The sequence below is a fragment of the Peribacillus sp. FW305-BF15 genome (genome assembly GCF_058783805.1).
Genome location: NZ_JBYSYV010000037.1, coordinates 1 through 18,966, shown reverse-complemented (window position 1 = coordinate 18,966; position 18,966 = coordinate 1). Strand labels below are relative to the sequence as shown.

The following is an 18,966-nucleotide window of genomic DNA, read 5'->3' as shown; positions in this document are numbered from 1 at the left end:
ACAAATAGTTTAAAAAAATTAAAACAAACGCTAAAAATATACTTTATATTGTATATTGTATATAGTACAGAATAGTCTGAAAATATTTTACATATCGAATTATATAATTAACTTATCTATTTTTCAATGCTTTATTATTTTATTCTTAAAAATTCTTTAAAAAAAACTGCATTTTTTCTAATGCTATAAGCTATATCAACTTGAAAAACAACAAGTCGTTTTATATCTTAAATATAATAATAAATAATAGGGATATTGAAGTCTGTAAAAGATGGTGCTAAGCTAATATAAAAGACAAGAATTTCGAATTATATATTGTATACTATATATATAAACTTTTTGCTTAGGAGGAAACGCTATCAAAAATAGATATCAATCATTAAAAGATCTCGTATATGATTATATAACTGAAAGAATTCAGAACGGAACCTTACTTCCTAAGCATAAGATAAATGAATCGGTATTATGCGAAAAATTAGGAGTAAGTAGAACTCCTGTAAGGGAAGCTTTGATACAACTAGCTTCAGACAATTTACTCGAGTATCTTCCTAGAAAAGGATTTATTGTAAAAGAACTTGATACCAAGAAAAAGCTAGATGTATTTCGAATTGTTAGTGTATTGGATTCTTTAGCAGCCTCTTTATCTTTAGAGCATATCACGGAAAGTGATATTGAACGTATGGAAGATTTGGTTAAGAAAATTGAATTTTCAATTTCAACAAAAAATTATTTAGATTATCAAAAATACCAAAATCAATTCCATAAAGTATATATTGATAAATGCAATAATCCTACATTAATAGATCTTCTTGATTCTTTACAAAATAGTTTTGTTAGACAAATTTATTTAAGTAATAATGAAGAAAAGCTTTTTGCCGTATTAGAGGAAATGAATGAAGATCATAAAGAAATTACCAATTATTTTAAAAAAAGAGATAAAGAGAATTTAGAGCAACTTATTAAGAATAAACATTGGGAAATAACTCATTTAGATATGATATAGGGTTCCTGTCTTATAGAAAATACAAAACCCATAGTCTGTCAAAATCCAGGGGCTTTACCTTTTGTTATACCCCCGAAAAGTGTTCGTAAAGTATACTTTTACGAACGGGTAAAATAGTTACACGGGAATATAAAATTGAGGGGACAAGTGTTACTATCAGCAGCCTGTCAGAACATCAAGAAGATTGCCACCCATCTATCCAGAATCGGATTGGTGGGTGGGAGTCGATAATCTCGTTACCTTCCACTATCTTACTCCACCCCCGTATATATTTAGAGACGTTTACATTGCACAATAGCTCCAGCCTTTAAAACTAAATTTCCCCGATAGTTCCACAAACAAAAAGCTGCCTTAAAGACAGCTCTGATCCTCAGCTAACACACCGGTTAGTTCTATAAAAAAAGCGAAACTTCTTCAAGAATCGCGCCCTTTTCTTGAAGAACTAAAATCATAAATAAGAGTTTTCGAATGGAACAGCTATTCTTCAAGATTACTAATCCTGTAAAATAGATCATAGTAGGGTTCTATCTCGGTGTCGCTAAAAAAGACCCGTTCCTCGTCGATTTGCAGGGACGGTATCATTGATGATCGTCAAGATATCCAAGAAACTAACTTTTGATAAAACCTGTTTTAAATAAAGCATACCATTCTTTTAGTTCTTTACCTTCTAAAACATCCAATTTACTTAAAATATCTCTTGAAAATTCTAGTGTTCCACTTCCATTAGCTGTGATTAGACAGCCATCACTAACAGATTGTTCTTCTATATATTTTTCATCGCCTCGATAATTAGGTGCACCTTCTTTTAAATAAGGCAATGAATTACCTGTATGTTTATGATGATCAAGAAATCCATGATTCCCTAAAAAGGTAGTTGCATCACAAATTGCTGCAACCGGGATATCCTTTACAAAACAAAAATCCACAAGCTTCTTTGCCTGATGATTTTTTTCTTCTCTCCATCCAGTTCCACCAGGAATAATCAACATCACAAATTCCAATTTAAAAGAAAAGTCTTGTAAGCTATAATCCGGCAGAACAGTCAATCCACCCATTGAAATTTTAGGATCCTTGTCAATCGCAATTGTCTGAACTTGAAATCCCGTCCCTGGTTTATTTAACTCTGCAGTCACATAACTTGCTTCCCAATCTGAAAAACCATCTGTAAATAAAAACCAACACTTTTTTCATTTGTATGTCCTCCCTATTTCTTATAAATGTAACCAAACACATCATAAAATAACTTCACTGCATATTCCGTCAGTTGAGTTTTTAAATGTTTCAAAATAATACTAATATGTTCTCACTTCGAAATCATGCAACCGTTAGTTCATTAAGAAGAGCGATTATTGGATAACTAATCTCTAACCTGAAGAATGATAATTTTGGTTATTGCTCTCATAAATTCTTGAACTGCTTCCCCAAGGATGGTATCCGTCACCTATATAAGTGAATCCATAATAGTATCCAATGTGGTCAGTACAAAGGAATACTATATTGAATCCTGCTTTTTCAGCATCAGCTTTAGAACGTAAAAGTAGCTCTTTGCCTAAAGACCTACCACGATAGCTATTTAGGGCACATATCCAAGGCCATAAATCCATACGACTAATAAAATCATTGCTAATAAGACCTGCGCAGCAAATAATTTCACCAGAATCCTCCATTAAATTCTAAATAGGGAACGGACTATCTGTTGTTATACTGTATGTTATACAGTCCTCATATACTCTCATACTGTTTTCGTTTGCCCATTGGCACTGAAAATATTTTATTGCTTTTTCTTTACTCTGGATTTCTCTAACGCTAATAATCTGCATATGACTTCCCTTTGGCTCGATCCTTACTGGAGATCGAGCTACACCCGTTCATTAAATTAATATATTTAATTAATTTTCATTACTTTATCTTCATCCCATATACGTTCCAAGATCACTTCATTATTAATACAGTTTATTTGAAAAACGTCAGGATTACTAAGCTTTTTCCAACCCTCAAAATCAAAGTCACTATTATAATTCTTTAAAAGTAAGGATATTAAATTTCCGTGACTGACGATCACTGTGTTGTTTGCATTCCCTCTTTTAAGGACTTCTTCTACAACATTTATGATTCGACTCTTCGCTTCTTGACTTGATTCTCCTCCTTCAAATTTCAACTCCATATCATTAAATGTTGCTTTTAGTTTTTCATACCAATCAGGTAAATCCTTTGTGCATAGAGTTCTTTCTGAGAGGCGTTCATCAATCTTTATTTTAATTTTTGTTTTCTCACTTAATGGTTATACTGATTGAATAGCACGCAAATAGGGACTTGATATTATTCGGTCAATTTTTACATGACTGAAGAAATCAACTAAATCTTTCGCTTGTGTTGATCCTTTTTCTGTTAATTGAGATTCAGAAGGTTGCCCCTGTGCTTCGCAATGTCTAATAATGTAAATCTTCTTTTGCATTCAAATCCTCCTACTTAAGTAGTAAATACTAGTTTCTATATTTGTCTGTAATTTTCCTTCTTGAACTATCAAGGAGCTGCTTCCAGCCCCATATAGAAGTAATGCACCCTTTAATTGGATCAAAGATTTAAACCTCAATTTACAAGGTAATATATATTAGCTTCATTTTCTTTAGTTACATAAACATCCATATTTCCTTAAAATTCATCATTTGAAAATAGTATAATTCCCAATTACCTGATTGTTGAATTTAATTGAAATGGATGATATAAGAAGATCCATTCCATACAACATCCCCTATAATAACGATTTTGCAAACTAGTTTTCATGCTCTAGTAGTTTGTGAGTTAACCGTTGATGCGCATCAATAATCCATTTTGAGTATAATTAGATGCTTGTCCATTTCGTTTTCATTTTCTTTACATAAAATATAGTATCTCTACGAAAAGGAGGTGAATAGTATGATCACTAGCATCATTCAATTTCTTCAAGCTATATTGGAAAGTGCAATTAATTTGATAAATGCACTCCTAGCGACAGTTACTGATAATTTAGAAGAAGTAATTAATTCTTTAATTCAATTACTTCAATCTCTGTTACAATCTATCACTGCTTTTCTTACTTCACTTATTCCCATAATTGGTGAAGTTTTAGAGGGAGTAGTCACTGCATTGCTCCAATTCTTCCAATCTGCTGTGCAAGCTCTTATTGATTTACTTGGTTCAATTCTTTCCCTTGCATAGTAGGACAAGCCCATTTATAAGATGAATTTTGTTGTAATCATGGATAAAGTTCTTGAATTAGTATAATTCTTTGAGCTTTATCTTCTTATATTTTTTATTATGTTGATCAATTAGTATGTTTAGTTCTTTTAATAAACTACTTTAATCATACTAGAGCCAATTCCTCCGCCATCCATTAAGGTTAAGGATCAGAAATTGAAAAAACTCCCCTCTTGACCTTGAACAAACTTTTGATTGAACCCCTATCTATGTGATAGGGATTTTTGAGTTGATTTTGATTTGGATACCACAAAAAACCATTACCCTTATTGAACGAACCTGCCCCGATAGTTGTAAAGGCAGGATCCAGGGAATTGAAGTAAAACACATCTTGATCTAAGAGTATAACTCACTCTTTCTCCTTTGGTAAGGAATCAAAAAGTTAAATGGTCATACTTCATTACTCTTAATCATAAGGAACAAGGAGAACATTTATTAGGGGGTGGTCTTTATGAGAACAAGTTATAGAAGATGGACAGAGTTTCCTTACCCAGGGGAAAGTCTCCCACCTAAAGGTTCTCCAGAGACAGGAAATTGGCCAATGTTTTTTATTTCAAGGGGAAGAGACAATGATTTCCTGGACCCCTTTCATCAACGAATCATTTGGCGAGTTAAAAATCCACTTGATATTGATTGGGAAACCGAGTTATTCATTGTAGAAGAGACATTAAAGTCATCGACTTCCCAGCAAATACGCATCGCACAATATTGGGGAACAGGTGAATTAACGGCGAAAATTACCACTCTAATTTTCTATTTAGCTGAAAAATATATGCTGGGGTCACCGAGTGTTGCAAGGGTTCAGAGTTATTTCCACGCGGCTATGAATGATACCTTTGTTATCACGTGGTTTTTAAAATATCATTGGGATGTTGCACGTCCAAATCAATATGGCAGAAATCTGTCTACTGTGCTGTTTACCCCTCGTTTTCCAGCTTACCCTTCTGCACACGCAACAGTGGCAGGCTGTGCAGAGACAGTAATAAGTTATTTCTTCCCTCAAGAGTCTTCAGAATTAATAAAAATATTGGAAGAAAGTGCTCAATCTCGTTTGTACGCTGGGGTACATTTTAATGTGGATAATAAGGAAGGTTTAAGTTTAGGCAGACAAATTGGAGAGGTGGTTGTAAGTTTTTTAAGGGTACAAAATCTAAATACGCTTCAATAATATTTTGGGTTCAGGTTGTGCTAACCTGAACCTTTAGTTAAATAAAGAAAGAGCTGCATAAAGTCAGCCCCGAACTTCAGCTAAAGCACCTGTTAGTGGACCAAGTCTTATACTTTTCCATAGCTAACCAATCTTTCATCCACTTTGTTCTTGGAAAATTGGTCTTTCTATTAGTAATGTTTATAGGTTTTACCTTGGACAAAAGGCAATGTGTAAATACTGCAATTATCACTCCATTTAAAATTCCCGCAACTACATCTAAGGGGAAAAAGAGTGAATGCGGTAAAACGCAAAAGATTTTTATCTTTTTTTTGAAGTCATGAAAAAATAACTGATCAATTAATCTATAAAAATGAAGAAATGCCTGAGCCTAATATTGAGAATACAGGCCCAGTTTTTGTACCCTTTGCTTCTACAGCAAGTAACAGATCATTTGAGCTATAAAAAGATCTATTCTACAAACAAAGGTACTGCAACCTATGCGAAATCCGGCACTAAAACAGCTAACTTAGTTCTAAAACATTGGATACTCATACAAGAGCGATTGATTCTATAAGAGGTGTGGAAAATGGAACTTTAGCTGGTTGGTTAATCGCTGCTTTCACAGGTGGTGGTTTAACTGCAGGCAAAATGATTTCTTTACAAACCCTAAAGGGCAGTCATTAAAACGTTGCAGGTCCAGTTGCTGTTGTAGCTAATGCTTGGGCATTGGGACAATGGATATATTACTATTATACAATTTCCTCCAACTTCTCTAAAATTAAGTGAATTTCTCCTGTAAAAAAGCATTAGGTTAATAAAAATATATAGGTTTTTACCTTTATATTTTTATCCTAATGCTTTTTTTTAGCAATATGAAAATATCAGAATTTATTTAAAGAAAAGAATCGTCCAGAAAGACTATTTATATCTTTAGATGAAAAGTTAAAATTTGCTTTATCCAGTAACCAATTCAGTGAAAGTAGCTTTACCCGCCTTCCCATCAACTGAAATATCACCTACTTTCTGGTTTGCTAATGCAGTTTCAGTACCTTTTCCAAAGATAGAATCGAGTGATTCAGGGCTATATCCTTCAGTATAAAGTACAGCCTGTAGAATCCATGTAAGATTCCTTTTGCACCTTTTTTGACAGTGACAATGGCTGCTCTAGTCTTAGGTCCCCATTTTTCATCCACAACTAATTTCTTATTGTAGGTTATTAAGTTCTATTTATAAGGCTTTGATAAGAACTGACTTAGTTTTAGGTCCCGGAATGTCATCCACATTATCCCCAGTTGAATATGAAATAGTTTGAAATGTGGTCAAAATGTGGTCAGTCAGTCAGCCCGTTCCCTTTCATTTTATAAAAATAAAAAAAGCCTTGGTAACTGAGAAACTCAGTAATACCAAGGCTTTAAAGTTATTAATACATTGACATATATTGTTCGCGTTCCCATGGGTGAACTTGAGTACGGAACATTCTTCTTAGCATTACTAGATATCATAAAACATTACAAATGCCTGTTTAATAGCATTTCCAAAAATACATTTCGTATTAGGAAGAGTAAAATATCATGAGTTGGTGGGCAAAATAAAATCACTTATTTTAAGCAACTTGATAAAAAACTTTACTAAGGCAGTTCTAATTGAAGAGTTCTGGAAGGTAATTAAACAGTGTAATAGAGTGGTTGATTATACTACCAACAAAAGAGCATTCACAAGTAAACAGGAAATAGAAATTGGCACCCAAGCGTTCAAGGAGTTTGTTGTGAAGATTAAAAGTGGAGTTAAGATGCATAAGGGACAGTTTGTTTATTTTAATGGGATTGTTAACAAGCCCATTAATGATCTATACTTTGATGCTGAGTTTATGGACATCCATAATTAATTTCAGAGAAAGTTTTTCCTTGGATATATATATTCTTTGCTTTTAGCTACATTTCGAATATTTTTTTCTCTCTGAATTGGTTGTGTAGATGTAAAAGATAGGTTCCTTATTCTTTTCAAAAGTTCTGCCCTATACCCGCAAAGCTACCATTCTTCTTTTCGGTTATCCACCCTTGTTCAAATATTCATCAAAAACCACTCAAGTTAAGGAACATAAAAACCCTGACAATAACTATCTAATTTCTTGTCTGGGTTAGTAAATATCTCATCTTGAGGGAGACTTTCCTTTTTTCTTATGGTTCATTAATTTATACCATTAAAAAAGTATAATAATAAGAAAAATAAAAAAAGTACAAAGTAATAAGATTGTCTAGTTTTTTTAGTTTTTTGTTTTTTTTCTATAATTTGATATAAACAATACACAATCACTGCACTTATAAGCAAACCTTGTAATAATATCATATTAGTTTTATCTATCCTTTATTTTAATAGATTATAAGCCTCTTTCATATCTGCCTTAGCTGAATTGCTTGCACTATATATTTGATAAGCTGCAATACCTGCAGTACCAGCTGAACCAACTAAAGCAACAATTGTCCACCAATAAAGAGCACCAATACCAGCAGCTACTAGAGTAGCTGACGCAGTAAGAATAGTAGATCTTGCACTTGATACATTTTTAGATAACTGTTTAAAATCAACTACTTTTGCTCCATAACTAACATTTTTCTTTGTTCTTGGGGTTCCTTTTCCACCATCTAAAAATGCATTAGTTGGTTCTTTATATGCTTTTAAAGTGTATTTTTTAGATGATGTTTCTTTGTATGATGTTAGATAGCTCAATCCACCACTAGCTAGTCTAGTTGAAATTACAGGTGATTTACTGTCATACACCAATTCGTTTAGCTCATTTTGGTCAGCTTATATTCCATTTATGAAAACTTCGCCGTCTGTTGTATAAGAAACTACTTCGGTATCATAAACCTTATTACTTACTTTACCATCTAATTCAGTATGAGTTTCTCTATTTAAAGTGATTGTTACAGTACCTTCTTCAATATTCTTCTCTACTTTTCTAGTAATAGTAATTATTTCTTTACCAATAATACTACCATCATCATTTTTAATATCAATAGTTTGTGTATTACTATCTTCTAAATTTGTAGATTCTTTAAATGCTTCATTCAAGAAATCTGTTTGATTGTTTACCGGTGTTTCTGCATTACTTTTTGGGATAAAGGCTGTACTAAAAAATAGACTAAATATCGTTTAAATTAGCTTAATTATTAGATATGAAGGTCGATGATTATATGAGGAGGAAGTGGAATGAAAAACACGCTTTCCAGCTATAACCTGGCATTTCATTATGGGCTTTATCAAACAGCGCAGTGTGAAGCTCTGCAATACTTGCAAGGGTAGCATCATCCATAGTGTCATATCGATAATCACCAGCAACACAGATTCCAAGCGAGAACTGATTGCTATTCCCTACATGGTAAGTCCGGCGGTCAATATCATGAGCATACACAATCCTAGCCCTTTTACCATTTGGAGTATTAATTACATTCTTAGGCTCGATAATAAATGTATATCCTACTCCAGCGAAGCTATCAGCAGTAGATCCAGCCAAATTCTTTTTTGTTAATGAATGATGCCATACACGGTGAGTAATTGATGTTGTACGCTTTGAATAAGTACCTTTTGATTTTAATTTGCCTCTCCTATCGACTAATTGAGGAAGTTTAATAAAGTTCATTTCCATCGTCTCCTTTTAATTTAAAATAAAAATCCACCCGATGGGCAGCTTATTTTAATCCTAGTTTTTCTAAAGCCTTTTCTTGATTTAAAGCTTTTCTTGTAAGTAAATAATTGGATTTTATAAATTCCATATAAAGCAAATGCTAACGGAACTATAGCCAATAAAACATTCAGAAAGGCAGCTATTGTTTTTTCATTAAACCACGATATTTAAAACCTAATGCCTAGCACCTTCCGGATCTCCATATATGAAGTCTGTAACCGCACTTCTCAAAGATTTCAGACTCCACTTCTTCTGGTTCAGCATCGATTATTTCATCAATCAACCCGTATTTTAATGCTTCTTCAGCAGTAAGATATGTTTCATCATCGAGCAATTTTTTCATCGTATCCGCATCTACCCGATTTGTATATGATTTCAATACAGCTTGGCTAACCTTTTCGACATCATCAGCAGCCTTTCGAAGTTTTTTAGGTCACCAGCAACAAATGTTTGAGCATTGTGGACCATCAGCATGGTATTTGCATGCGCTCGTATTTTATCAGCACCCATACAAATAACGGATGCAGCACTTGCCGCCATACCTGTTATCGTCACAGTAACAAGTCCTTTATGATCTTTAAGAGTATTACAAATATCAATTCCTAAAAAGGCCTCGCCACCATACGAATTAACGGATAAATCAATATCCTCATCTTCTTTTATAGACTTCATTTGATAGATAAAATCCCAAATACTCGAATTCCAATTGATAATAACACCTTTGATTTTATGCTTCATTTTTCTCACCTCCTTTAAGTGCTTCTGAACTTTCTTGATAGTTTTTGGTGATGAAGTATTTATCCATCATAGGATTGTCCACCCTTTCCAAACCAAGTTCCTCACGCAATTCATTTCCGTTTACAGTACCGGATAATCTTAACTTATCGACAGCAGTGGCGACATCAAACATATTACTGTAAGAAGCCCGTTTAGTTTCCACCTTCTTTCCTGCAAGGAATTCCTTTTTATCAATCATCTTGGCATTTAATTCATCCCTGATTTTTTTCAAAAATGGGTCAATGCAAAATGTCATGTAGTTACGTGTAGGTTTTTCTACATCTCCCATATCACCGTGAAGTAACGCAATAGGAATACCCAACACTTTGGCAACCTGATCTAAAAAACCATCAATTACCTTGGCGACTTCATCTACACTTTGAAGCTGAGTTGTATTTTTCATTTCTTCTAATTTAAATCCTTTTTGTTGAGGAACAATAGCAACAGATTTTCCGGAGAAAGCTTTATAAATCTTGTTGATATAATTTTGTAACTTTTCTTGTCCCTTTTCTGACTTATCAGTAATAGCCTCTACATCAACAAGTCCACGTATTTGATTTTTGCGATTCTGAAATTCTATGATCCTACCAAATAGTTCTCCATAATCGGAATATAAGCCATCAAATAAAGTCGATAGCTTTTTATTGCTATATTCCAGATAAATAACTTCACTCATTTGAAATGTACGGGAAAACGTAAAGTTTTTAATGGTTACATCTTTGAATAAATCATTGACCAGGGCATATTCAATTCTTGTAAAGGAGTCAGCAATCAATAAATCTTCGGTATCGGATTGGATGATTAAACATTCGTTATCATAAATCAGCTTATGGACAACTGTTTGCCAAAATTGGCTTGCTGACATGTTCGGATTAGGTCTGACATTTAACCGGTAAACATTTCGTCCTTCACAATCTTTTTGTCTTTCTTCACATAAAACTCTGATTGGCTGATAGTACGGCCGATCATGTTGATACATGTTTGAATGGCCAATTGCTTCATGTGAATTTTCTTGGAAGTATCTTGGATTAAATCAAAATCAAACATGAATTCAAGTTCTTTATTTCTGCTTTTTATCAGGTCTAAAATTCCCAATATCTCACCTCCTTTTTTAAAAAGGCTTTGTCGCCCACGTATGGCGTCTATCAACGGTAAGCGGACGGAGGGTCTTCCAAGGAGCATTATGAACAAGGGGGCAGCCGCGGGAAAATGCGAATTCACAAGGCTAAGGAGGTTTCCACCCATAAAAAAAGCCGATTTTCAAATTAGAGAATCGACTTTTAAATGACCTATGCCTGTTTTGTAATATTTACATCAATAGGGCTTAAAGCATTTATTGCCCAACAGTTATAAACTTGTCCATCTTTATTTTAATCCAGCTTTTTTAAGAGCCTCGGCAACTTCTTTTGCAAAATCTATCGGATTTTGAATTGACTCAAGGTGCATATAAATGAGACGTGGTTTTTCAAACAACCAGTGGTTGTGTATAGCTGAAACTTTGATTTCATCACTCTTTTTGATAGCTTTTAAAAAAGGATTTAATTCTTCTTGTAAAAAAACAAGTTCAGCTAGATTCAAAGTTTTATTTTTATTAGATGTAGGTTCGAAACTAAATTCAAGAGCAATCACCAAATCTGAATGTGTAGGGTGACCAAGGATTGTTGCTTTTAAATCTTTTCTCTCTCTTGTTACCATACATACATCTTTTTTTTGTTCGGCTTCACCTTTGAGAATTTCCGCTAGTTTACTACATAATGTTTTAGACATAAATTCACCTCCTAAAGGTTATATTTCAGAGTATGAAAGAGAGCGAGTTTACGAACTAGTTGAAAGTTTATATTTTACAAAATAGGTTTCAAATAATGTACTTAAGTACGGTGTACCACCGACTGCCGCTCCCTTTATGGCTAGCACTCATGGGAGTTCATCAGGAAAATTAACAACATCCTTTTACAGAACCTATTAAAATTCTATATCATCTAAGAAAAAGTCCACATTAACGGCTACTTCATCTGCTCTGTACATCCCAGGTACAAAAGCTTGAAACCCATCCGTTTTGCGTCGAATTGGTTCCTTTTTTAAATACTCCTTATTGCCATCCTTTTTAATCGATACCAACACATTGTTTGTATACCAATTCATTAATGGATTATCTCCAAAAACAATCTGACGATTAGCAAAAGCAAGCTCAATTCTTGGTGATAAAAGACTGTGAATGGCACGTGGATTCTTGATAATTTCGATTTCAAACCCTTCCGCTTCTATCCAATGCTAGCTGCCTTAGCTTGTTCTATGCCCCTGACTTATAGAAGGTTCGCTTCTGTGCTTCAGTCTTATACTCTGTCACTCCCCCTCTACCTCCCTTAATAAATATCTGATATCATATATAAAGTTGAATCCATTATTGAAGGTGATTAGCATTGACTGAAGAAAAATACAACGGCTATGATACATCCATTGTTTACGACTACAAAGACCAACCTGATATTAAGAGTGGTCGATGTGATAATTGCGATAAAGCCCAGTTTAAAAGTTCCGTTAAAGACTATGTCTATATTCGTGAGTGTCGCAATTTTGGCATGAAGAAAAGTATCTGACCCTTGATGGGTCTTTTTGTTTTTACTCCATTTATCCTTTAAGTTCTTTATCCATAAGAAAAAGCACCATCTTTTTATGATGATGCTCCCTCTTTTCATCCATATATTTTTTACGTTTTACTATCTCTTCTTAAAAGAAAAGTCTGCCCCTAAGCAAACCCTTACTTGGTGTAATAACGACTCTTTTAGAAAGAGATAAGCTAATATTTTTATATATTCTAAACAAATAATCATTTCAAAAATTTATTAACAAATGAACATTTTTCCATATTTGTATGTTACCCTATAATATGTTGTCTGCGCAGATAATAAATAAAATTATATAGGAGTAATAATCTTGAAAAACAAAATCACTAAATTAATAGGAATATTAACAATTACATTTGTACTTTTAATGCCAATCGCAGCACAAGCAGCAGGTACAAAGAGCTTTACTTTTGATATGGTACATACCTTAGGAATTGGAACTTTTACTTCCACTAAAGATTCAGTTAAAGGTACAGTTAACATGTCCTCTTGGGGAGGAGATACCTATTTTACAATACATATTTACGAAAAATCAGGTGGTTCAAATATTTTAGTCGATAGATTAGGATTTACTAAATCCTCAGCGGGTTCTCCTTATACAGATACAAGCTATAGCGTTAAAAAAGGAAATAAATATGGGTACGAAATATGGAAAAATCAAAACAAGAAAAGAATTAAGGGTTCAGGAAGTTTAAGTTATTAATATATTTTTTTGATTTGGAGTTTTTTAAATATGTTGAATGGATTATATCCAAGTATTATTATAATTACGTTTTTTGTATTGTTTTTTGGATTTAAGTTTTTTAAAGGTTATATCTCATTATTACGTTATTTTTATTGGATCATTTTTGGTATTTTTCTTACTGGATTAGTAGTTTTCACTCTCTTCCCTTTCCCTTATCAAAAATATTTAATCCAAGTAATGATTGAAGATAATTTAGGAGTAGAGCATAATTTAATTCCGTTTAACGGCGTCAAAGAAGCAAATGAGTTTGGTTATTTTTCAACAGTATTAAAGCAATATGCCTTAAATATTTTATTATTTATCCCATTAGGATTTGCACTTCCCATTTTGTTTTCAAAAATAAAAATAAAGCACATTATCCTTATTGGATTCTTAACTAGTCTAACTATAGAAGTTGTTCAAGCAATAGCTGGATATTTTATAGGTTATAATTACCGTTCATTTGATATTGATGACCTTATAATGAATAGTTTTGGAACTATTATTGGGTTATTAATATTTAAAGTCTTATTTAAATTCTTGAAAAATAATCAATTACTTTCAGAAAAATAATTGTTTCTATCGAAATGCTCCCAGAAAGCAATAATGCTGGGAGCATTTTTAAAAATCATTATAAGTTGTTGAAGTAGAGTACTCTGGCGTACTGCCACTGGAGTACTTTAAGCCCGTACTGCAATGTAGTACGGTATTAATTCACTCGCACCCTTGTTTCCTTACAGTCACAAAGGATTTTCTTGTCTCTAAAAATGAATTGAACAATCGCCAGGTTGAAGCGAATTAAAAAGAGTAAAAAAATAGAAGAACGCACATAAAAGAATTCACCAGTCAATTTTCCCCTGCATTTTGTTGAGCTCATCCTGTTTAATTCCTATATAAATTAAGGTTTCCCGTTGGTCTGTATGATTGAGGATCTGTTGAAGTGCGACTACATAGTTGAATTTCTTGTAATGATTATATCCATAAGTCTTTCGAAGGAAATGAGTCCCGATTCGCTCGAGTCCGAATTCTTCTGCCAACTGGCTCTAAAAGAACAAACCATTTCTATTTCAAAAACTCTAGATTTTACTGCTAAATCCAAACAAGATCTGTTCGTTGATAAATTCTAAGCGGGTTATTTCCATTAGCCAGACACTCACTCAAGTACTTCAACATCACCTACGGCATCAAAACCAACACAAACTAGCCTTGAATGATTTATATCACCATGATCTAAATCTAGTTCTTTGCAGGGATGATGGCAGCTTCATGCCAAAATCTACCTTATTTAACGCATTCAGCCGCATCTTAAAAAGGGCTGAGTTGCCTTCTCTTCCCATCCATTCCCTCCGTCATACACATGCAGTGCTCCAGCTAGAAGCTGGAGCGGATATGAAATATGTTCAGAAAAGATTAGGTCATGGCAGCGTTGCTATAACTTCTGATGTATACGCACATATAAGCAAAAAACTCGAAAAGAAAAACATAGACAAGTTTGAGGAATACACCAAGGGAATAATCGATTAAATTTTTTTGCTGAATTTGGTGGGCAAATGGTGGGCAAATATCCACTTCATTTAAATAACTTAGATTTGCCCACCAAATAAAAAACCCCTGACACCAAAGGTGCCAAGGGTTTGAGGTATTAATACATTGACATATATTGTTCGCGTTCCCATGGGTGAACTTGTGTACGGAACATATCTTCGACTTTCGTATTTTTTCAGAAAGATACATATAGGCTTATTTAACAAGGGTTTCTATAACCTGTATACAAATTTTTTTTTTGTTATTTTACCTTTATATTTTTATTTGGTGGTCAGATTGTGGTCAATGACTACATATCTTGTTCATAACATTTGTAATTCAAAGTTTTTTTTACTACTTATACATGACTAGTTTAATGAAGAGTTTTCGTGATATATCTTAGGCATTCATTTTATGAATTTGGGTGCTTCTACCATGTACTCTTTCGAGAAGGACCTTTCTTTTTAACCTATACCATTTCCAATGAATGTTTTCCATTTATTTAAATGATCCGTTTAAAAAGACGATTTCATGTAATTTCGCTCCACTCCACTTTTGTTAATTTTACTTATTTGCATAAATATATCATTCCTATGTTTTCATGACATTTCATAACCAAATAGAAAATTTGTGGTCATTTGTGTGGTCATTCATATTATGGTGGTCACCCAATGTGGTTTATGGATATAATAAAATCCAGTACACAATTGGATACAATTATTAAATACTAGGATTTATCTTATATAATTTCTATATTCACTGAGTTTCTTCTTTAATATTAGAGAATCTCAAATTGATCCTCTCTATAACAACAGATCATTCACTTCAATTATGCGGTTCGCTCAAATATCTGTTCCTGATGAAGTTCTAATACATGGACATATATTGTTCGCGTTCCCATGGGTGAACCTGTGTTCTAAACATACTTTATAGCATAATTAGACATCATAAAACATCATAAATGCCTGTTTAAAAGCATTCTTTAAAAAAAGAGTCTGCATTATCAACAGTACAATATCATGAATTGGTGGGCAAATGGTGGGCAAAATACACGCACTTATTTTTAGTTGATATAAAATATATTTATTAATTACTAAAATAAAACGAGAAGAGCAAAATTAATGAACATAAATATAAAGGTTTACTTACATTCAAAAGGAACAAAATTTTTACAGAGTGGAAACTTCCCTGTTCCAAATGCAGACTATAAGAAAGATCCTGATTGGACAGTTGCTATTGAAGCATATAACTGGATTCAGAAGATTAAGTCAGATTTTGCAGCTAGCAAGGATTTTCGTATTGATCAAGTGATTTATAACGAAGATATTGATATTACGGAGTTAGTTAAAAAGGTTAGACTAAAAACAAGCCCTTCTCAATAACGAGAGGGGCTCGACTGTAGGGAATCAAGAAATATTTAACTTATTATTTATGAAATCTTTAAATCCTTTTTGGATAAGTTTTCTTGATTCGGCAACATTGGAATCATAAAGTTTTAATAAGTTTTCTAATTCCACAATGGCCTCATCCATACTTAAAGAAGTGAACGAAGTAAAATATAAAATGTAAAAGATTTTTTGATCTGATATTTTGTAATCAAAATTTTTATAATGATTTTCTATTTGATAATATTTATCAATCATTTCTTTACAATTCTCCAATGAGAACTTTTCAGATTTAAATATTTGATCATAATAGTCTAAAAATAATCGCCTTTTTTGGTTACTTGCTCTGTCTGGATATCCAAGTGAAGAATATAAAATCTGCGCCAATTTTTCCATAGATACTCTATTTTGGTACTCAATGTTAATATCACCAATATCTCCGGCTTTTCTAACATATAATATCCCAATTTCAGCAAAATACTTTTCAATCTGAATTTGAAGATTATCAATTGATTTTAAATCAATTTCTGAAATTGCATTTTGACTGTTTGTATATTCAGCTATTGAATTTTTTAATGTATCGTCTTTATCTGTTTTAAAGAGGCGAACTAAAACATAAGCTTCTCTAAGCTTTATTATCTTTTGTAAATCATGATTGCTATGTAAAAAATTATATATAGAACGTATTGACTGTCCTCCATTAACGATTTGAAAGTTTTCTATAACAAAAAGATACTTCATTCCACTATTTTTTGAATTACATTCAATTTTTTCTGCTGTGATAGTAATTCCATTGTTAAACATGAAGAAATATTGATGGTTATTCTTTAATGTTTCAATAATATTTTTATTATATTTAGTATCTCCTAAATATCCACGCACATTATCATAAAGTAAAGATAGATCAAGCTTGGAATCCATTATTTGATCATCATCTTCTATTCCGTAATTGTTAGATAGGTTTTGATTATTGGAGGATATCCTAATCACATCTAGTAATGATAACTTTAATATATAGGACTTCTGAGTAGATTTTTCATCACTTTGGAAAGATAAAAATTCAGTTGGTGAAATCATAAAACTACTTTTGTAGTTATCCTTTTTAGTATTATAAAAACTGATAATATCATCTAAAGAAATATTAATTATCTGCATTCCATAATTATTTTCAAGAATTTTAATATAATCGTTACTATTTGGTGCAAATCCATTTGATTCATTGGAAACCATGTACATGTAAATATTACAAACTTTATTGCTATTTAAATGATTCATAATTAAGTTTAGTTGAGTATGAACTATATTGTTATTGTCAGTATTTAAAGTTTCATTTTGAATTATGTATTCTAAAAATTTTGTACTTCTGGAAATGTCACCTTCGCTTTTAGTTTTATCTTGATTAAAGGAATTGCGATATTTAAAATTGAATAATTGTATATCAATTTCTCCATTATCATTTTCAACTATATTAACTGCATCCATTCCCAAATCATCTACGTCTGATCCAATAACAAGTTTATTATATTGTGTATCGATTATTTTATAAGTCTCTATTTCAGAATCAATAATTCCAGTAATATTTTCTAAAATAAGGTGATAAAAACCTAACCTTTCTTTATCAGTTTCATTAAGATGAGAAATATTTTTTGTATTATCAACTTTTATATAGTCGAACATTTTACGACTTTTTAATTTTATTAACTTGAAATCATTAATATTTGCCAATATTTTACACACACCTTATTTAGTATTATAGTTTAAATAAATTATACTTTAATTCCAAATTTTATAATACATTTATTCTTTAAATTTATTTTTTCTATTAATTTGTTTAAACACAAAACTTTAACAACCATATGAGTTTCCCCTCTCAAATGAGAGGGGCTTTAATGCTATACTGCAAGCAATTTAGTGAAAGTATCTTTACCGGCCTTGTTATCTGCAGTTATCTTATTAGCTTTCTGAAATTTAGATAAAGCTAATTCTGTACCTTTTCCAAAGATAAAATCAAGTGATCCAGGGTTATATCCTTCCAAATAAAGTGCAGCCTGAAGGATCCATGTAAGATTGCCTTTTGCACCTTTTTGGACAGTGACGATGGCAGCCTTAGTCTTAGCTCCCCATTTTCCATCCACAACAAGCCCTTTATTGAATTTCTTATTTAGTTCTGTTTGTAGTGCCATAACCAGTGCTGATTTGGTTTTAGGGCCATTATATCCATCCACAATAAGACCAGTTTTATAACGGCTATTTAACGTTTTTTGAATCGACTTAACTTTTTCATCTCCACTGTTTGAAGTTCTGGTTTCTTTAGTATCATCAGGTTGCACAATAGTTTCTTTAGCATTTCCAAAATTGATTTTCTGGCCTATTTTTAATTTTTCTGGAACTATGCCAGGATTCGCTTTAATTAAATCTTCAACTTGAACGCCACCAGTTCCATCCTTATGTGCAATACTCCATAAAGTATCACCTTCCTGGATGGTATAAACATCAGGAGCTGGAGCTGGTTTGGTTGGATTTTTTGAACCTTTCCAATCAAATGCATCCCTGTAGTTATACTCACAACACGCTTTCCAGCTATAACCCGGCATTTCATTATGGGCTTTATCAAACTTTCCTATCCCATCTTTAACAAGCGCAGTGTGAAGCTCTGCAATACTTGCAAGGGTAGCATCATCCATGGTGTCATATCGATAATCACCAGCAACACAGATTCCAAGCGAGAACTGATTGCTATTCCCTACATGGTAAGTTCGGCGGTCAATATCATGAGCATACACAATCCTAGCCCTTTTACCATTTGGAGTATTAATTACATTCTTAGGCTCGATAATAAATGTATATCCTACTCCAG

19 protein-coding genes and 4 pseudogenes are annotated in these 18,966 nt (G+C 32.6%); 8 read left to right on the top strand and 15 right to left on the bottom strand.

Features of this window, described 5'->3' with window-relative positions; genetic code table 11:
- Positions 1 to 358 precede the first annotated feature (358 nt).
- On the top strand, positions 359 to 1,003 hold the full coding sequence (locus tag AC3WLU_RS25105; protein ID WP_063576853.1) for a GntR family transcriptional regulator: 645 nt from the start codon (positions 359 to 361) through the stop codon (positions 1,001 to 1,003).
- Positions 1,004 to 1,611: 608 nt separating this feature from the next.
- Here AC3WLU_RS25105 and AC3WLU_RS25100 read toward each other — a convergent pair.
- Together AC3WLU_RS25100 and AC3WLU_RS25095 are read right to left on the bottom strand one after the other, a co-directional pair.
- Positions 1,612 to 2,194, bottom strand: a pseudogene (locus AC3WLU_RS25100) (type 1 glutamine amidotransferase family protein).
- A 694-nt stretch (positions 2,195 to 2,888) separates the two neighbouring features.
- Positions 2,889 to 3,458, bottom strand: a pseudogene (locus AC3WLU_RS25095) (histidine phosphatase family protein).
- A gap of 461 nt (positions 3,459 to 3,919) precedes the next feature.
- On the opposite strand from AC3WLU_RS25095, the gene AC3WLU_RS25090 reads away from it, so the two are divergent.
- Positions 3,920 to 4,201: a hypothetical protein gene (locus AC3WLU_RS25090; RefSeq protein WP_413008918.1), complete on the top strand. Its 282-nt coding sequence runs from the start codon at positions 3,920 to 3,922 to the stop codon at positions 4,199 to 4,201.
- A 490-nt stretch (positions 4,202 to 4,691) separates the two neighbouring features.
- A complete protein-coding gene (locus AC3WLU_RS25085; RefSeq protein ID WP_492598120.1) occupies positions 4,692 to 5,408 on the top strand; it encodes a vanadium-dependent haloperoxidase in 717 nt (238 codons plus the stop codon).
- Positions 5,409 to 6,344: 936 nt separating this feature from the next.
- On the opposite strand, the gene AC3WLU_RS25080 is transcribed toward AC3WLU_RS25085, so the two are convergent.
- The 10 genes and pseudogenes from AC3WLU_RS25080 to AC3WLU_RS25035 all read right to left on the bottom strand — a co-directional run.
- Entirely contained in the window at positions 6,345 to 6,506 is a 162-nt protein-coding gene (locus AC3WLU_RS25080) for a peptidoglycan-binding domain-containing protein (protein ID WP_492598123.1), read from the bottom strand.
- A 1,248-nt stretch (positions 6,507 to 7,754) separates the two neighbouring features.
- Entirely contained in the window at positions 7,755 to 8,171 is a 417-nt protein-coding gene (locus tag AC3WLU_RS25075; RefSeq protein ID WP_492598119.1) for a hypothetical protein, read from the bottom strand.
- A gap of 24 nt (positions 8,172 to 8,195) precedes the next feature.
- Entirely contained in the window at positions 8,196 to 8,462 is a 267-nt protein-coding gene (locus tag AC3WLU_RS25070; protein WP_492598118.1) for a hypothetical protein, read from the bottom strand.
- A gap of 118 nt (positions 8,463 to 8,580) precedes the next feature.
- Positions 8,581 to 9,030, bottom strand: a complete 450-nt coding sequence (locus AC3WLU_RS25065) for a peptidoglycan recognition protein family protein (protein WP_492598117.1) — start codon at positions 9,028 to 9,030, stop codon at positions 8,581 to 8,583.
- Positions 9,031 to 9,256: 226 nt separating this feature from the next.
- Positions 9,257 to 9,454, bottom strand: a complete 198-nt coding sequence (locus tag AC3WLU_RS25060) for an ATP-dependent Clp protease proteolytic subunit (RefSeq protein WP_492598116.1) — start codon at positions 9,452 to 9,454, stop codon at positions 9,257 to 9,259.
- On the bottom strand, positions 9,451 to 9,813 hold the full coding sequence (locus AC3WLU_RS25055) for a Clp protease ClpP (protein WP_492598115.1): 363 nt from the start codon (positions 9,811 to 9,813) through the stop codon (positions 9,451 to 9,453). Before AC3WLU_RS25055 ends, AC3WLU_RS25060 begins: the two co-directional genes overlap by 4 nt.
- Positions 9,803 to 10,831: a phage portal protein gene (locus tag AC3WLU_RS25050; RefSeq protein ID WP_492598114.1), complete on the bottom strand. Its 1,029-nt coding sequence runs from the start codon at positions 10,829 to 10,831 to the stop codon at positions 9,803 to 9,805. Before AC3WLU_RS25050 ends, AC3WLU_RS25055 begins: the two co-directional genes overlap by 11 nt.
- The gene (locus tag AC3WLU_RS25045) at positions 10,738 to 10,947 is read right to left on the bottom strand and encodes a hypothetical protein (RefSeq protein WP_492598113.1); all 210 of its coding nucleotides are present in this window, start codon (positions 10,945 to 10,947) and stop codon (positions 10,738 to 10,740) included. Before AC3WLU_RS25045 ends, AC3WLU_RS25050 begins: the two co-directional genes overlap by 94 nt.
- A gap of 270 nt (positions 10,948 to 11,217) precedes the next feature.
- Entirely contained in the window at positions 11,218 to 11,619 is a 402-nt protein-coding gene (locus tag AC3WLU_RS25040; protein ID WP_412991560.1) for a DUF1259 domain-containing protein, read from the bottom strand.
- Positions 11,620 to 11,814: 195 nt separating this feature from the next.
- Positions 11,815 to 12,111: pseudogene (locus AC3WLU_RS25035) on the bottom strand (terminase large subunit); the annotation flags it as partial.
- Positions 12,112 to 12,272: 161 nt separating this feature from the next.
- Here AC3WLU_RS25035 and AC3WLU_RS25030 point away from each other — a divergent pair.
- The 3 genes from AC3WLU_RS25030 to AC3WLU_RS25020 all read left to right on the top strand — a co-directional run bounded on the left by AC3WLU_RS25030 (position 12,273) and on the right by AC3WLU_RS25020 (position 13,773).
- Entirely contained in the window at positions 12,273 to 12,449 is a 177-nt protein-coding gene (locus AC3WLU_RS25030; RefSeq protein WP_413001935.1) for a DUF8096 family protein, read from the top strand.
- A 337-nt stretch (positions 12,450 to 12,786) separates the two neighbouring features.
- Positions 12,787 to 13,179 (top strand): hypothetical protein, encoded by a 393-nt coding sequence (locus tag AC3WLU_RS25025; protein ID WP_413001933.1) that lies wholly within the window; start codon positions 12,787 to 12,789, stop codon positions 13,177 to 13,179.
- 30 nt (positions 13,180 to 13,209) lie between these two features.
- Positions 13,210 to 13,773, top strand: coding sequence for a VanZ family protein (locus AC3WLU_RS25020; protein ID WP_412991565.1), 564 nt, complete (start codon positions 13,210 to 13,212; stop codon positions 13,771 to 13,773).
- Positions 13,774 to 14,039: 266 nt separating this feature from the next.
- Here the strand turns inward: AC3WLU_RS25020 and AC3WLU_RS25015 are convergent.
- A pseudogene (locus tag AC3WLU_RS25015) lies at positions 14,040 to 14,243 on the bottom strand (site-specific integrase); the annotation flags it as partial.
- Positions 14,244 to 14,313: 70 nt separating this feature from the next.
- Between AC3WLU_RS25015 and AC3WLU_RS25010 the strand changes: the two are divergent.
- Positions 14,314 to 14,724, top strand: a complete 411-nt coding sequence (locus AC3WLU_RS25010) for a tyrosine-type recombinase/integrase (RefSeq protein WP_492598112.1) — start codon at positions 14,314 to 14,316, stop codon at positions 14,722 to 14,724.
- Between the two features lie 1,121 nt (positions 14,725 to 15,845).
- Complete coding sequence (locus tag AC3WLU_RS25005) at positions 15,846 to 16,106, top strand: hypothetical protein (RefSeq protein ID WP_492598111.1); 261 nt, start codon at positions 15,846 to 15,848, stop codon at positions 16,104 to 16,106.
- 24 nt (positions 16,107 to 16,130) lie between these two features.
- Here AC3WLU_RS25005 and AC3WLU_RS25000 read toward each other — a convergent pair whose 3' ends face one another.
- Together AC3WLU_RS25000 and AC3WLU_RS24995 are read right to left on the bottom strand one after the other, a co-directional pair.
- Entirely contained in the window at positions 16,131 to 17,834 is a 1,704-nt protein-coding gene (locus AC3WLU_RS25000; RefSeq protein WP_492598110.1) for an AIPR family protein, read from the bottom strand.
- A gap of 167 nt (positions 17,835 to 18,001) precedes the next feature.
- The coding region (locus AC3WLU_RS24995) for a peptidoglycan-binding protein (protein ID WP_492598109.1) at positions 18,002 to 18,966 on the bottom strand (965 nt) is incomplete at its 5' end.

What these genes read in the sequence shown, in the direction of transcription:
- AC3WLU_RS25085 (WP_492598120.1), top strand. Translation starts at nt 4,692, where the DNA reads ATGAGAACAAGTTATAGAAGATGGACAGAGTTTCCTTACCCAGGGGAA.
- AC3WLU_RS25040 (WP_412991560.1), bottom strand. Translation starts at nt 11,619, where the DNA reads ATGTCTAAAACATTATGTAGTAAACTAGCGGAAATTCTCAAAGGTGAA.
- AC3WLU_RS25090 (WP_413008918.1), top strand. Translation starts at nt 3,920, where the DNA reads ATGATCACTAGCATCATTCAATTTCTTCAAGCTATATTGGAAAGTGCA.
- AC3WLU_RS25005 (WP_492598111.1), top strand. Translation starts at nt 15,846, where the DNA reads ATGAACATAAATATAAAGGTTTACTTACATTCAAAAGGAACAAAATTT.
- AC3WLU_RS25020 (WP_412991565.1), top strand. Translation starts at nt 13,210, where the DNA reads ATGTTGAATGGATTATATCCAAGTATTATTATAATTACGTTTTTTGTA.
- AC3WLU_RS25050 (WP_492598114.1), bottom strand. Translation starts at nt 10,831, where the DNA reads ATGTATCAACATGATCGGCCGTACTATCAGCCAATCAGAGTTTTATGT.
- AC3WLU_RS25055 (WP_492598115.1), bottom strand. Translation starts at nt 9,813, where the DNA reads ATGAAGCATAAAATCAAAGGTGTTATTATCAATTGGAATTCGAGTATT.
- AC3WLU_RS25065 (WP_492598117.1), bottom strand. Translation starts at nt 9,030, where the DNA reads ATGAACTTTATTAAACTTCCTCAATTAGTCGATAGGAGAGGCAAATTA.